Origin of the sequence: Pectobacterium sp. CFBP8739 (genome assembly GCF_013449375.1) — a bacterium.
GTDB lineage: Bacteria > Pseudomonadota > Gammaproteobacteria > Enterobacterales > Enterobacteriaceae > Pectobacterium.
In genome coordinates this window covers 86,323-100,669 of record NZ_JACDRR010000009.1, presented here as the reverse complement: position 1 = coordinate 100,669, position 14,347 = coordinate 86,323, and the positions used below count along the sequence as shown (strand labels likewise).

Here is a 14,347-nt window from a genome sequence, read left to right as displayed (position 1 = left end):
GTGATGTTATCTATCTTGGGTCGTCGTGTGCGGATAAGCCGCAGGGCGGCAAATTGTAGTGTTGGTTGTTGTTCGACACCAGCGTAACAATTTGCGTATTTTAGTAAAAATATATAATTATTTGATTTTTATTGATTAAGTGATTTCCCCTCTGATCCCCATCACAGATTAAGTCAAAAAAAAGTCATATTTTGCTTTTCCCGACCCCTGCTTGTCGCCGATAATGCGCCGCGTTCATGACCACTAAATGGCCTAACGTTTATGCTACATTTATTTGCCGGATTGGATTACTACACCGGCCTGATGTTGATATTGGCTTTGTTGTTTGTACTCATGTATGAAGCCATTAACGGTTTTCACGATACTGCGAATGCCGTTGCCACTGTTATTTATACCCGCGCTATGCGTGCAGAGTTTGCCGTTGTTATGGCGGGTATCTTTAATTTCTTCGGTGTACTGCTGGGCGGCCTGAGCGTAGCCTATGCAATTGTTCACCTTCTCCCCACGGATTTATTGCTGAACGTGAGTTCGGCGCACGGTCTGGCCATGGTGTTTTCCATGCTGCTGGCCGCGATTATCTGGAATCTGGGTACTTGGTATTTTGGTATTCCTGCCTCCAGTTCTCACACGCTGATCGGCTCTATTATCGGTATTGGTTTGACTAACGCGCTGCTGACGAATACGTCCGTCGTGGATGCGTTGAATGTGCCAAAAATGATCAGCATTTTCCTGTCGTTGTTACTATCGCCGATTGTGGGGATGGTGGTTGCGGGTCTGATGCTGCTGGTGCTGCGTCGGTTCTGGAACAACAGTAAAAAGCGTAAGCGTGTGCACCTGACGCCTGTCGATCGCGAAAAACAGGATGGCAAGCGTAAGCCACCATTCTGGACGCGTACCGCGCTGATTTTATCGGCAATTGGGGTGAGCTTCTCTCATGGGGCAAACGACGGTCAGAAAGGTATCGGCTTGATTATGCTGGTGCTGATTGGCGTTGCGCCAGCTGGGTTCATTGTCAACATGAACGCGTCTGGCTATGACATCAGTCGTACCCGCGATGCCGTTGTCAATTTGCAGGAATACTACAAGCAGCATGGCGACGCGTTGACGCACGTTATCGACCTGTCCCCTCCTGTTATTCCTGCGCCGGAAAACACCATTCCCAGTAACGGTCAGAAAGAATTTCATTGCGACAGTTCGCGCGTAATGATTGCGATTGAACGTGCACAGGGCTTGCTGAATAACCTGAAAAGTTACGACCAACTGAACCCTGACGACCGCAGCAGAGTGCGGCGTTTGCTGATGTGTATCTCGGACACGATGGATCGGGTGATCAAACTACCAGAGACGTCAGGTGAAGATAAACGCTACCTGAGCAACCTGCGTAAAGACATGCTGCAGACGGTTGAGTATGCGCCTCTCTGGATTATCGTCGCTGTTGCGTTGGCGCTGTCTCTGGGCACGATGGTGGGCTGGAAACGCGTAGCGGTAACCATCGGTGAGAAGATTGGTAAGAAAGGCATGACCTACGCACAGGGCGTTTCAGCACAGGTGACGGCGGCGCTGTCGATTGGCGTTGCCAGCTACACCGGTATGCCCGTTTCCACTACGCACGTATTGTCCTCGGCGGTTGCTGGGACGATGATTGCTGATGGTGGTGGCGTACAGGGCAAAACGATAAGAAGTATTCTGCTGGCCTGGGTATTGACGTTACCAATCTCAATGCTGATGTCCGGTACGCTGTACTGGCTGGCATTGAAGCTGATCTAACCGTCATAAAAAAAGGCGATTCTGTGGGGAATCGCCTTTTTACTTTTTATCGACGTTCATGGTGTTAATACCAGAAAGTGTAAGTACCAATAATTATATAAGTACGATGTTTTAATACCATATCATCATGGCAATCAGGCTGATGACAATGAGGCCACACAGGGCGGTCGTGAGCAAGAATTGTCCCCGCACCCGCTCGCAGCGGCGAATAAACTCAGGGTCGTGATGATCAAGATAGCGTTGTGCGTAGATATAGCCTACCAGCCTGATTTGCTTACTTGGCTGGCCGTGCGAGGTAAAGAATCCCCCACCGTCAACGTATTGGTAAAGCAGCGGGTCACAGTCACGCAAAACCAGCAGTAACACGCGCAATGAAGAGTAGTACCTCGCCATATTAATGATGCAGACGATACATAAAGCCCAGAAAAGCGCAAATGTACTAATCATGCTTCCCTCCCGGTCGTTCTATTCGTCAGATACGATGGTCACACATTCCCGTAGCCCACCGGTGACCGATGACAAGCGTTACGATTATCCGCGACGCCGTTCTACGACATTTGTTTGCACTGTTTTTCTACGAACGAATGTTTTTCTACGACGAATAGTTATGCCACGTGCTTACGCACGATTTTATTGTCATTTTGGATAGCCAACAGCATCACGGCTAGCCCCGTTCTCGTTTTTCATCCCAGAGGGTGGAGGACAGGCGCACCGCCCCCTACTTGTAGTGTAGAAGAAGAATGTTCGTTTGTACCAGAGGGGCTGGTGCAATCGGCATGAAGGACGATTTTCGGCGAGATAATGCCCTTTCTGAAAGGAGAAGCTGCGCGATTTAACGGCGAAAAGGAGCGGTTTCTACTACACTTATCAATAGAATTAACAGGTTTGAAAACGGGTTGTGATCGACTGAACAGTCCGATACCGTGGATGAGTGCTATCCTATAATCCGCTGTTAAGTATCAGATTGGCAGGAGAAATAGCTGCTAACCCTTAATTAGTCTTTACGGAAGGAGTCTTATTATGGCTTACAAACACATCCTTATTGCTGTTGACCTTTCTCCAGAAAGCAAAGTGTTAGTGGAAAAAGCCGTTTCAATGGCAAGACCGTACAATGCGAAAGTCTCGTTAATCCACGTCGATGTGAACTACTCCGATCTCTACACGGGGCTTATCGACGTCAATCTGGGTGACATGCAACAGCGTATCTCTGAAGAAACCCAGAACGCGTTGACCGAGCTGTCACAGAGCGCAGGTTACCCTATCAGCGAGACGCTGAGCGGCAGCGGCGATTTAGGACAAGTGCTGGTTGATGCGATTAAGAAATACGACGCCGATCTGGTGCTGTGCGGTCACCATCAGGACTTCTGGAGCAAATTGATGTCTTCGGCGCGCCAACTGATTAATACCGTGCATGTCGACATGCTCATCGTGCCGCTGCGTGATGATGAAGACGAATAAAAATTAGCTTTTTTTGCATTTTTTTTCAGTGATGAAAGGCACGGCTTCTTAGCTGTGCCTTTTGTTATATAACAAAAACTTATGGCAAATTTTTCTTCTCAAAACGCCAAAAAACCCTTCCTATCCCATTGGATTATAACGTTTATCTGAAAAGAAAACGCTTGCTTAAATATCCATCGCCAGTGTTATAGTCCAGAGGACACAACATCATTTTCACCGCTCCCACAAGCTTCTACGTGTCTAAAAATAAAGAAGCAGAAGGGAGCTTATTCGTTCAATCAGGAGCTGTTCATGGCACAAATCGTATCTCTGGCGAGTTTTCTTGATTCTGTTCAACAACGCGATCCGCATCAGCCTGAATTTTTACAGGCCGTTAATGAAGTGCTTTCCACTCTGTGGCCTTTTCTGGAGCAGAACCCTCACTATGCGGATTACAGCCTGCTGGAGCGATTGGTAGAACCGGAACGCGTGATTCAGTTTCGCGTGGCGTGGACGGACGATAAAGGTCAGGTACAGGTGAACCGCGCTTGGCGTGTCCAGTTCAGCTCCGCGATCGGGCCGTACAAAGGCGGCATGCGTTTCCACCCGTCCGTTAACCTGTCGATTCTGAAATTCCTCGGGTTCGAGCAGACGTTCAAGAATGCACTGACGACGCTGCCAATGGGCGGTGGTAAAGGCGGTTCGGACTTTAACCCGAAAGGGAAAAGCCAGGGTGAAATCATGCGTTTCTGTCAGGCGCTGATGACGGAACTGTATCGTCATTTGGGCGCGGATACGGACGTTCCGGCGGGCGACATCGGCGTGGGTGGCCGCGAAGTCGGTTTCATGACCGGCATGATGAAGAAGCTGACCAACAACACCGCGTGCGTCTTCACCGGTAAAGGGCTGTCGTTCGGCGGCAGTCTGATTCGCCCTGAAGCAACGGGCTACGGCCTGATCTACTTCACGGAAGCGATGCTGAAACGCCACGGTCTGGGCTTTGAAGGCATGCGTGTTGCCGTGTCCGGTTCCGGCAATGTGGCGCAGTATGCGATTGAAAAAGCGATGGAACTGGGGGCGCGTGTGGTCACGGCATCGGATTCTAACGGCACGGTAGTGGATGAAAACGGGTTTACCCCAGAGAAACTGGCGCTGCTGGAAGAGATCAAAAATAAACGCTATGGCCGTGTGGAAGATTATGCGCGTGAAGCGAAGCTGACTTACCTCGCAGGTAAAACACCGTGGGAAGTGCCGGTAGATATCGCGCTGCCGTGCGCCACGCAGAATGAGCTGGATCTGCCAGCGGCGCAGACGCTGATTGCTAACGGTGTGAAAGCCGTGGCAGAAGGTGCCAACATGCCAACCACGATCCCAGCCACCGACGCATTCCTTGATGCCGGCGTGCTATTTGCGCCGGGCAAAGCGGCTAACGCTGGCGGCGTGGCGACATCTGGGCTGGAAATGGCGCAAAACGCGGCACGTTTGGGCTGGAAAGCAGAGAAGGTGGATGCGCGTTTGCACCACATCATGCTGGATATTCACAATGCGTGTGTGCAGTACGGCGGCGAAGATAGCCAGACGAACTACGTGCGCGGTGCCAACGTGGCGGGCTTTGTAAAAGTGGCCGACGCGATGCTGGCGCAGGGCGTGGTGTAACGGATGACTGTGTAACGGATGATTGTATAACGCATCATACTGTCAAGGTGCTTGTATTTGCAGGCACCTTGATTTCTCACTTATTTCTCTCAGTTTTAGCGACATTTCTTGCTGGACACCGCTTCCTGCCTTTCTTTATCTTAATCGGCATTGCGTATCGTCAGTCTTCTGGTACAACCCGTTCTCTTCAAGGCTTACACCATTGTGAAAATCAAACATCTTCCTTTCGATCAGAATCGTAATGGCTGGTCGGCAGATCTTATCGATAAACCGAATTACCCGCAGCAGCGCGGAAAAGCAACGGCGGACTGGCTGGTGATCGGCGCAGGCTACGCGGGAATTGCCTTTGCGCAGCGTCTGGCTGAGCAGCGTCCGGATAAACACATTATCCTGCTGGATGCAGGAGAGATTGGCGATAATGCCTCTGGGCGTAATTCTGGTTTTGTGATCGATTTACCGCACAACATCGGTAGCTCGACGGCGGAGCTGGAAAAAGCGGCCGCTTATCGTCGTCTGTTGCAGTCCGGTGTGGCACGTTTGAAAGAGAAGGTGGATCGCCATGCTATCGCGTGCGACTGGAGCGTAGCGGGGAAATATCACTGCGCGGTCAGTTCGACGTTTAACGGCCTGATCGATACCTATGTGCGTGAATTGGACGATCTGGATGAACCCTATCAGGTGGTTGAAAAAGACGAACTGGCTCGCCGCCTCGGCACGTCTTTCTATCATCGTGCCGTGTATACCCCGAATTGCATTCTGCTAAATCCGGCGGCGCTGGTGGTCGGTCTGGTGGCGAACCTGCCGAAGAACGTGACGGTTTACGCTCATTCCCCTGCGTTGAATATCGAGACCGGATCACGCATTCGCGTGGAAACGCCCTATGGCGAGATTCAGGCAGATAAAATGATGATGGCGATTAACGGCGCGGCACGCGGTTTGCCGCTGTTCAATGGTCGGGTGTTTGCCGTGGCGACGTTCGCGACGCTGACGGAACCACTAAATGCGGAACAGCGAGCACGGATTGGCGATATGCCCGACTGGGGCGTGACGCCGGTGAATGCGCTCGCCAGCGCGACGCTACGGTATACGCGCGACCATCGTTTCCTGATTCGGGAACATGTAAAATTTGCCCCAGAACTGGTCAATAGCGCGGTAGAAACCGGACGCCACGCGCGTCGCCACGCCGCTATTTTTGCCCGAATGTTCCCGCAGTTAAGCGACGTGAAGATGGCGCATACCTGGTCAGGCTTGATTAGTGTCACGCGCAACGGCGCGCCAATCTGGGGGCAGCTGAGCGACAATGTGTACGCGTCCGCAGGCTGTAACGGGGCGGGGCTGTCGAAGCAGACCGCTGCCGGACATATTTTGGCGGATGTGGCGCTAGGTGAAGACAACCCGCTGATTGGCGATATGCAATCGCTCGGACAGGCAAACTACCTGCCGCCACGCCCTTTCCTGGATGTGGGCGTGAACGGCTATCTGACGAGCGAGCGCTGGAAAGCCCGCAGCGAGAGATAATACAGCCTGCCAATGGCAGGCTGTGCAGCGTCTTTACGATCTATCCATTATCACCGCTCGACGCATGTTGTCAGCGATCTTGGATTCCCGCTGACGTGTCGGTTAGTTAATGGCTGCGATAATCGTCAACTGATCGTTCAGCCGCTGTTTGGTCAACGCGTTGGTGGCGCTGTCGCGCTGTTGCGTCAGTTCCGCCACGCGTTTCTCCCGCTGTGCGGCATCCGGCAGCAGCAGCGTTTTCACGTTGATGGATTGCACGTTGCTGTAGCGGCCGTCGTCTGAGGTCGGTACGCTGATTTTTCCGCTGTTGAGCAGCGATTCGACGATGCGGCGTTCGCGCTCATAGCCCTGCAATCCTGCCAGCTTCCAGCGCTGCGGCACCGTTCCCTCGTATTGGCCTTTTTTCACTTCGGTCAGATAGCGGATGGTCAGGTTACGAATCGTGCCCGCCTCTTCACCATATTCCGCTTTGGTGTCCGACAGCACCGGGAATTGCCTACCTTCCAGCACGCCGCCTTTCTGCGTCAGGTGGCCCATACGGTAGCTGTTCATGCCCAGACGAATCGGCATGTCGTCGGTAACGGGCGTGCCGTTATTCATTTTCAGGTCGGTAATGCGCTGCCCAGCGGGTTTCGTCAGGTCGATGGTGTACGTCACGCCGTCGAAGAAATCGTTGGTGGAATACTTGGACGCGCGGCGTTGTGGATTGAAGCTGTAAGTCACATCGCCGTCCTGCAACTGGTTGAAGTAACCCGCTGACCATTCCATGTATTTCTTCAGCTCTTTACCGGTGAGCTGATAAACCGTGATCTCTCCGCCAGCGTATTGATAGTTAAAGGCAATGTCCTTCGCGGCGATGGTGCCGACGTTCAGCTTGGGCCGATCGTTATCAATTTGCAGCGCGATCACCTGCGCTTTAGGGGCGTAATGACGGCTGGCTTCCTGGAACAGGGCGCTGATACCCGTGTCCTGCACGTGTACCTGAGGAATGCCTTTCACGGCATCTTGCGGCACCAGATCGTGTCCGAGGAGCTGCGCAATCGGACGGTTGGCGTTGGCGCGCAGGGTATTGTGATAAGGCTCGTAGATGTCTTCCATCTTGCGGTCAGAATCCACGTCCTTAATCGAATAGGTATAGCTGTCCTTATTGATCAGTACGTATTTGCCGTTCTGTTGTTCAAACTGCAAATCGATGCGCGATAGTGCGCGGCCGTATTTGTCTGGTTCGGTGACAATCACGCCATTTATCACCTCTTTATCTACTTTTACGTGCATATGACCCGCGACGATGGCGGCTAATTCAGGGTTCCCTCGGGCAATGTCACCTACGCCCGTCCCTGGCCGTTGGTTCTCGTTATCGATGCCCATATGGGCGACCAACACGATAGCGTCAACCTTATCGTGGATTTGCTGAATAACGGTTTTTACCGCCCCGACAGGATCGGTGAAGTTCAGCCCTTTCACGCGGTCTGTGCCTTTGGCGAACTCCGCGGTCATCGGCGTATCCATGCCGATGATGCCAATCTTCACGCCCTGTCGTTCAACAATCTTATAGGCAGGTAAGTAAGGTTTACCGCTTTCCCAAAAAATGTTGCCCGCCAGCGTGGTGCCGTTGAACTGGTCAAGCGAGGTGGAGAGCACATTCAGGCCAAAATCGAACTCGTGGTTGCCCAGCACCCAGACGTCATAGTTCAGGGCGTTAAAACCGAGGATCATCGGGCTGGTTTTGTCATTTTTGAAGGTTTCGACAAAGTTGCCCTGAATCGTATCGCCCGCATCAACCAGAATCACATTCGGCTGCTGTGCGCGAACCTTATGCACCTGTGTCGCGATCTGACTCAGGCTGCCCGCCATGTTGGCGGTATCGGTGGCGTAATCCCAAGGAACGAACGTGCCATGCAGATCAGATGTCCCCAGAATCGTAATATTGACGGGTTCCTGAACGGCCATCGCAGAGGTACTCAAACAAAGCAGAAGTGACAAAAGTGTTTTTTTCATTATGTCATCTTAGTGTCATAAAAAGTGATAGCGTGGAATTATGCGATTTGCTTCTCATTAGTGCCACAGACTTTGCAAAAGCAGCGTAGGAAATGCGAAGCAGGCTAAGTTTTTAATCGCCGATACGCTTAGCGTCGCGGCGACGAGATTTTTCAGGCGGGAAGATAGAAATCAAAACGGTGGCTTTTGGTTTCCAGCATGGATTGTGCCGGTACGCCCGCCAGCGGTGGCGCATAGTCCGGCCGCTTCACCACGACGCGTTTTTTCGCCAGCGCGCGCGCAGGTGCCAGTAGCGCATCGGCATCGTCATCCGCACCCACCAGCGACTGAAACACGCGCATTTCCTTCTTCACCAGCGCGCTCTTTTGTTTATGCGGGAACATCGGATCGAGATAAACTACATCCGGCGGCGGCGTGATATCGCGCAGTGCCGTCATACTCGACGCGTGAAGTAGCGTCAGCCGCTCTTGTAGCCACGAGCCAATTTCTGCGTCCCGATAGCCACGCTGCAACCCGTCGTCCAGCAATGCCGCAACCACCGGATTACGTTCCACCATACGTACCCGACAGCCTAATGCCGCCAGCACAAAGGCGTCGCGCCCCAGTCCGGCCGTCGCATCCACGACATCCGGCAGGTAATCTTTTTTGATCCCTACGGCTTTAGCGACGGCTTCGCCGCGTCCGCCGCCAAAGCGACGACGATGCGCTAGGGTTCCGGCAACGAAATCGACGAAAATCGCGCCGAGCTTTGGTTCATCCTGCTTGCGCAGTTCCAGACGTTCCGCCGTTAACACCAGCGCCATCACCGCATCGGGATCGGAAACCAGCCCCCAGCGCGCGGCCAAAGAAGATAAGGCGCCACTATCGGCGCCTTCTTCTGCGATTAAGCAGATGCTCATCCTTTGATGCCGTAATGCGCGAGCATGGCATCCAACTGAGGTTCACGGCCACGGAAGCGTTTGAACAGCGCCATTGGTTCTTCGGAACCGCCACGGGTCAGGATGTTGTCCAGGAATGACTGGCCGGTTTCGCGGTTGAAGATACCTTCTTCCTCGAAGCGGGAATAGGCATCGGCTGCCAGCACGTCGGCCCACAGATAGCTGTAGTAGCCTGCGGCATAGCCGCCCGCGAAGATATGGCTAAACGCGTGCGGGAAGCGGCCCCAACTTGGGCTTGGCACCACGGCCACCTGCGCTTTGACTTCGGCCAACGTTGGCATAATCTGTGCGCCTTTCGCGGGGTCAAATTCGACATGCAGACGGAAATCGAACAGCCCTAATTCCAATTGGCGCAGAATGAACAGCGCGGCCTGATAGTTCTTCGCTACCAGCATTTTATCCAGCAGTTCCTGCGGCAGTGGTTCACCGGTTTCGTGATGACCAGAAATGAAGGCCAGCGCTTCCGGTTCCCAGCACCAGTTTTCCATGAATTGACTTGGCAGCTCCACCGCATCCCACGGTACGCCGTTGATGCCCGCGACACCGGCGGTATCGATCTGGGTCAACATGTGGTGCAGGCCGTGACCGAATTCATGGAACAACGTAGTGACTTCGTCATGCGTAAACAGCGCAGGTTTGCCGTTGACCGGGCGGTTAAAGTTACAGACCAGATAGGCGACGGGTTTTTGTAACTCACCGTTGCTTTTACGCAGCTTACCTACGCAGTCGTCCATCCAAGCGCCGCCGCGTTTGTGCTCACGGGTGTATAAATCGAGGTAGAAGCTGCCACGTAACTCACCACTTTCATCAAATAAATCGAAGAAACGAACCTCTGGGTGCCAGACATCCACGTCTTTACGCTCTTTGGCGGTAATGCCGTAAATGCGCTTAACCACTTCGAACAGGCCGTTAAGTGCGCGGTTTTCCGGAAAGTACGGACGAAGCTGTTCATCACTGATGGAATACAGGTGTTGCTTCTGCTGCTCGCTGTAGTAGGTGATATCCCAGGCATGCAATTCATCGACGCCGTAGTGCTCTTTGGCGAAGGCGCGCAGTTGTGCCAGTTCTTCTTCCGCTTGTGGCCGGGCGCGTTTTGCCAGGTCGGTCAGGAAGTCGAGCACCTGCTGCGGGTTTTCCGCCATTTTGGTCGCCAGCGACTTGTGCGCATAGCTGTCGAAGCCCAGTAGTTGAGCCAGCTCGTGACGCAGTGCCAGTTCTTCCGCCATGATTTCACTGTTGTCCCACTTACCGGCATTCGGCCCTTGGTCGGAGGCGCGAGTACCATAAGCGCGGTACATCTCTTCACGCAGTGCCTGATTGGTGCAGTAGGTCATTACCGGAAGGTAGCTCGGGATATCCAGCGTCAGCAGCCAGCCATCCTGTTCTTTGGCTTCAGCCTGCGCTTTGGCTGCCGCTAGGGCGCTTTCCGGCATGCCATCCAGTTCAGCGACGTCAGTAATCAGCTTGCTCCAGCCCATGGTGGCATCCAGCACGTTATTGCTGTATTGCGAGCCGAGCTCGGACAGGCGGGCGGAAATTTCGCCGTAGCGTTTCTGTTTTTCCGGCGACAGACCGATACCAGACAGCTCAAAATCGCGCAGCGCGTTATCAACGGATTTCTTCTGCGCCACGCTTAGCGTAGCGTAATGTTCGCCGTCACGCAGGCTGCGATAAGCCTGATACAGGCCAGCATGTTGGCCGACCCAGGTACTGTGTTCAGACAGCAGCGGCAGACATTCTTCATAAACCGCACGCAGCTCTGGGCTGTTCTTCACGGCGTTCAGGTGGCTGACAGGGGAGAAGATGCGGCCAAGGCGATCGTCGCTGTCTGCCAGCGGCTGGCACAGATTATCCCAGGTAAACGGCCCCGCTTGCGCCACCACACGCTCTACCGTCTCGCGGCATTCATCCAGTGCGGACTTCACCGCTGGGACAATATCTTCCGTTTTGATACTGGAGAACGGGGGCAGGGTAAATGAGGTCAGTAATGGATTCGTCATGGTGCCGTCCTGATAATTGTGGGTGATCTCGTTGCCGATCGTGTCTTCATCTTGCCGTTCCAGACTGGCTACTGCGGGCAATCCGTTGAAGAGAAAAATACGGCAAGGCGGATATCTACTGCGGATTACTGACTAAGATGGGGTCAAGCGCCGTGAAAATCAATGGTGGAGGGGTTGCCGTTCGTGGCCGAAGGTGCGTTTTGTGGTCGCGGAAGAGCCTCATTGAGCACTTGAACACGGCTGCTCACGTCGCGTTGAAGACGTTTTCCTGAAAATTTTTGCACTTCTCCTGCCCGATTTTGTTTTTCGCGTGACCTACCTGATGTGTCTTTTTTTTCAATATTTCAGGGGAATGACAATGGCGATAAACAATTATGATGGCGGGTGCATCGCGAATAAACCTGCCTTGGCGCTGGCGCGGGCAGTCCATTTGGCACTGTATGGCGTGTTGATATTGAGTGCCGGAACGGTCAGTTCGGCCTTGGCGGCGGAAACGGCCACCAAGGCGGTGGCCCCAACAGTGACGTTCTCCATACCGGCAGGGGCGCTAGGAGCCACGCTACAGGCTGTTGCCAGCCGCGCCAATGTCATTCTCACGTTTTCTCCCGATCAAACGCAGAATAAAACCAGCGGGAGCGTGCAGGGAACCTATACCGTTCAGGAGGCTTTCGCGGCCGCGCTGGCGGGCACGGGGCTGAGTGCGGTACAGACGGCCACAGGTTATCGGCTGGAATCCGCGCTTGCCGCCGAGGGAAGCGACGGCAGCCTGATGATCCCGACGCTGTCTGTTGTTGGTGGCACCTCGGACAGCGCCGCCGCCGGACGTTCCGTATTGCGTCAGGCCGATGTTGATCGCGTGCAGGCTGATAATATTGCCAGCCTGCTTGATAAACTCCCTGGCGTGGCGATGGCGGGATCGCCTCGTCCAGGAGGGCAGAGCCTCAACATCTGGGGTATGGGCGACATGGAAGACGTCAAGGTCGTGTTGGACGGCGCGCCGAAAGGCTTTGAGAAATACCGTCAGGGTTCGGTGTTTATTGAACCGGAGCTGATTAAGCGTATCGACGTCGATAAAGGGCCGCATGATATTCGCAGCGGCAACGGCGGCTTCGGCGGCACCATTCATGTAGATACCAAAGACGCCAGCGATCTGCTGTTGCCGGGAGAAAATTTCGGTGGGATGGTCAAATACAGCTATCACACTAACGATCGGCAAAATATCTACAGCGGTGCGCTGTATGGTCGCTCGGAAGACGGAATGGCTGACGGCCTGCTCTACATGAGCAAGCGCGATGGCGACAACATCGAACGCCCTGACGGCACGCGCTTTGTCTACTCCACCAGCGACATGGCGTCCTACTTACTGAAGACCAACATCTACCTGACGGATGCGCAGACGCTGACGCTCTCTGCCATGCGATCCGAATCTGACGGCTGGCAGCCGTTTGCCGCGAAGCGTGATGATATGGCGGCACCGTCACAAAGTGAAGTTGATCTCTACGGCTGGGAAGAGGCCTGGCGACGTAAGCTGGTGTACCGCGATCAGGTCGATAAAAACTACTCGCTGAAATGGAACCTTGCACCGGTAGATCAGCCGTGGCTGAATCTGACGGCGTCATTTGCCACCTCGAAAACCGAACAGCATGACGAACGTTCTGCTTTAGCGTCACAAGGTTATTTGGGGACATTGGGAAATGAGAGTTGGGTGAGCTATAAAGACCAGCTCGCGGAAATCAGTAACGAAAGTCAGTTCACGACGGGCCCGCTCGATCATAAACTGCTGGTGGGGATGCGCTGGCACCAGCATAAGCGCGATACGCTGATTTACTATCCACCCGGTAAGAATAACGCCGAATATAACGATGGTTATTTCCAACCTAACTACATGCCGGCAGGGGAACAGGAAACACGCAGCGTGTATGTGCAAGATGCGGTGACGCTGGGCAGCGTGACAATCACGCCGGGTGTGCGTTATGACCATGTGACGAATACCGGTCAGCCTAACTTTGCGCCACGTTATAACAGCAGCATTCCCGCCGCAGGACATGACTATCGTAGCGTGACTTATACTGGCTGGTCGCCGCGCATTGGTGCGTTATGGAAAGCGACGGATAATCTGTCTCTGTTTGCCGATGTTAGCCGAACCTGGCGCGCGCCCGTTGTCGATGAGCTGTATGAAGTACAATCTGCGACGTCGGGGGTGCCGGGAACCAGCCGTGATTTACAAGTGGAAAGTATTAAAGGTATCCGCTTGGGGGCGATTCTGGATTTCAATAAGCTGATGCTGGAAGACGACAGCTTACAAATCCGCACCACGCTGTTCCGTAACCGCGGTAAAAACGAAATCTTCAAACGTGTCGGTGTGTATTGTGAGGCGTCTTCTCAGACAGGCACCAATTCATCCTGCACGGGGCCGTTATCGGTTTACCGCAATCTGCCGGGCTATACCATCGAAGGGGTTGAAATCGAGTCGTTTTATGATAGCCGCTGGCTGTTTGGCAGCCTGTCCTTTTCCTCGATTCGCGGCGAGCGCGATGCCTCTTTACGTAACCCGTGGGGGAATAAAACCTGGATTGCTGAAATTCCGCCGACCACAGCACATGCCACGCTAGGTACCAAAATTCCGAGTCTGGACATGGCGATAGGCTGGACGGGCGATTTTGTGCGCAAACAGGATCGCTCACCTGCTGACGGTGACCCGAAGGCGGCGAGCTGGGCGTTACCGAAGGCGAAAGGATATGTGCTGCATGGTCTATTTGCAAGCTGGCAGCCGCCGGCGATGAAAGGGTTTGAGGCACGGGTGACGGTCGATAACCTGTTGAATACCGATTACTACCCGTATCTGGGCGAATCGGTGTCCGGCGTCGGGCGCAACGTGAAAATCAGCGTGTTACAACGCTTCTAGTCGCGGTACGCGGGGCGGATATCCTGTCCGCCCCGTTCGCGAAGGGATGTTGCAGGAGCGTAATGCAAATTCAGCAAATTTGAATAATTTCCGTTTCGGAACTTGACAGTCAGAGTGAAAAAACATAA

At 53.6% G+C, this 14,347-nt stretch carries 9 protein-coding genes; 5 read left to right on the top strand and 4 right to left on the bottom strand.

Annotated features, from left to right (window positions below; genetic code table 11):
• The first annotated feature begins 261 nt into the window (after window positions 1-261).
• Window positions 262-1,767, top strand: a complete 1,506-nt coding sequence (gene pitA / locus H0247_RS08315; RefSeq protein ID WP_180742132.1) for an inorganic phosphate transporter PitA — start codon at window positions 262-264, stop codon at window positions 1,765-1,767.
• A gap of 111 nt (window positions 1,768-1,878) precedes the next feature.
• Here pitA and uspB read toward each other — a convergent pair whose 3' ends face one another.
• Complete coding sequence (gene uspB / locus H0247_RS08310; RefSeq protein ID WP_014913651.1) at window positions 1,879-2,214, bottom strand: universal stress protein UspB; 336 nt, start codon at window positions 2,212-2,214, stop codon at window positions 1,879-1,881.
• A gap of 573 nt (window positions 2,215-2,787) precedes the next feature.
• Here uspB and uspA point away from each other — a divergent pair.
• The 3 genes from uspA to H0247_RS08295 all read left to right on the top strand — a co-directional run bounded on the left by uspA (window position 2,788) and on the right by H0247_RS08295 (window position 6,378).
• The gene (gene uspA, locus H0247_RS08305; protein WP_180742131.1) at window positions 2,788-3,225 is read left to right on the top strand and encodes a universal stress protein UspA; all 438 of its coding nucleotides are present in this window, start codon (window positions 2,788-2,790) and stop codon (window positions 3,223-3,225) included.
• Between the two features lie 291 nt (window positions 3,226-3,516).
• On the top strand, window positions 3,517-4,860 hold the full coding sequence (gene gdhA / locus H0247_RS08300) for an NADP-specific glutamate dehydrogenase (RefSeq protein WP_180742130.1): 1,344 nt from the start codon (window positions 3,517-3,519) through the stop codon (window positions 4,858-4,860).
• 204 nt (window positions 4,861-5,064) lie between these two features.
• Entirely contained in the window at window positions 5,065-6,378 is a 1,314-nt protein-coding gene (locus H0247_RS08295; protein WP_180742129.1) for an FAD-binding oxidoreductase, read from the top strand.
• A gap of 102 nt (window positions 6,379-6,480) precedes the next feature.
• Here the strand turns inward: H0247_RS08295 and H0247_RS08290 are convergent, their stop codons facing one another.
• The 3 genes from H0247_RS08290 to prlC form a co-directional block, all read right to left on the bottom strand.
• The gene (locus tag H0247_RS08290; protein WP_180742128.1) at window positions 6,481-8,376 is read right to left on the bottom strand and encodes a bifunctional UDP-sugar hydrolase/5'-nucleotidase; all 1,896 of its coding nucleotides are present in this window, start codon (window positions 8,374-8,376) and stop codon (window positions 6,481-6,483) included.
• A 152-nt stretch (window positions 8,377-8,528) separates the two neighbouring features.
• The gene (gene rsmJ, locus H0247_RS08285) at window positions 8,529-9,275 is read right to left on the bottom strand and encodes a 16S rRNA (guanine(1516)-N(2))-methyltransferase RsmJ (protein ID WP_180742127.1); all 747 of its coding nucleotides are present in this window, start codon (window positions 9,273-9,275) and stop codon (window positions 8,529-8,531) included.
• Window positions 9,272-11,314 carry an oligopeptidase A gene (gene prlC / locus H0247_RS08280; protein WP_180742126.1) on the bottom strand — a complete coding sequence of 681 codons (2,043 nt, stop codon included), beginning with the start codon at window positions 11,312-11,314 and terminating at the stop codon, window positions 9,272-9,274. Before prlC ends, rsmJ begins: the two co-directional genes overlap by 4 nt.
• A gap of 358 nt (window positions 11,315-11,672) precedes the next feature.
• On the opposite strand from prlC, the gene H0247_RS08275 reads away from it, so the two are divergent.
• Window positions 11,673-14,219, top strand: coding sequence for a TonB-dependent receptor (locus H0247_RS08275; protein ID WP_180742125.1), 2,547 nt, complete (start codon window positions 11,673-11,675; stop codon window positions 14,217-14,219).
• The last annotated feature ends 128 nt before the right edge of the window (window positions 14,220-14,347 follow it).

Coding starts and splice junctions, on each gene's coding strand:
- pitA (WP_180742132.1), top strand. CDS start 262: ATGCTACATTTATTTGCCGGATTGGATTACTACACCGGCCTGATGTTG.
- uspB (WP_014913651.1), bottom strand. CDS start 2,214: ATGATTAGTACATTTGCGCTTTTCTGGGCTTTATGTATCGTCTGCATC.
- uspA (WP_180742131.1), top strand. CDS start 2,788: ATGGCTTACAAACACATCCTTATTGCTGTTGACCTTTCTCCAGAAAGC.
- gdhA (WP_180742130.1), top strand. CDS start 3,517: ATGGCACAAATCGTATCTCTGGCGAGTTTTCTTGATTCTGTTCAACAA.
- H0247_RS08290 (WP_180742128.1), bottom strand. CDS start 8,376: ATGAAAAAAACACTTTTGTCACTTCTGCTTTGTTTGAGTACCTCTGCG.
- rsmJ (WP_180742127.1), bottom strand. CDS start 9,275: ATGAGCATCTGCTTAATCGCAGAAGAAGGCGCCGATAGTGGCGCCTTA.
- prlC (WP_180742126.1), bottom strand. CDS start 11,314: ATGACGAATCCATTACTGACCTCATTTACCCTGCCCCCGTTCTCCAGT.
- H0247_RS08275 (WP_180742125.1), top strand. CDS start 11,673: ATGGCGATAAACAATTATGATGGCGGGTGCATCGCGAATAAACCTGCC.